Source organism: Pseudoalteromonas sp. S3776 (assembly GCF_005886915.1).
GTDB lineage: Bacteria > Pseudomonadota > Gammaproteobacteria > Enterobacterales > Alteromonadaceae > Pseudoalteromonas.
In genome coordinates, this window is record NZ_PNCU01000052.1 from 1 (window position 1) to 447 (window position 447).

Sequence of the window (447 nt, forward strand, 5' to 3'; positions counted from 1 at the left end):
ACGCTATCTTGCGCGCTTACAGGGTTGCCTGCTAAATCTGATACGCTTGCTGTAGCGGTTAACGTGCCGTCATTTAATGCGCTTGCATCAATGGGATCTGTGACGTACTCGCCATTACTTACCAAGGCTTGCACCTCAATTGGTGTGTTTACGCCATCGCTGATAATAACCGTCACGGTTTGGCCGTCTTCAACATCGGTGACTGTTCCGCGCACAACTAAGGCTTCGCTTTCGCCATTACCGTTAATAACTGAATCGGCTGTTTTATCAATGCTGGTTGTGATCGCTGCGGTGTTATCGAGCTCAACTGAATCTTGCGCCGTAACTGGGTTGCCTGCTAAATCAGATACGCTTGCTGTAGCAGTTAATGTGCCGTCGTTTAATGCGCTTGCATCAATTGGGCCTGTAACATATTCGCCATTTTGTACAAGCGCCGTTGTTTCAACT

General features: G+C 48.1%; 1 protein-coding gene. It reads right to left on the minus strand.

The window, feature by feature from the left end; genetic code table 11:
- Positions 1-447: hypothetical protein (locus tag CWC16_RS19915; protein WP_171037679.1), on the minus strand; the 447-nt coding region annotated here is incomplete at both ends.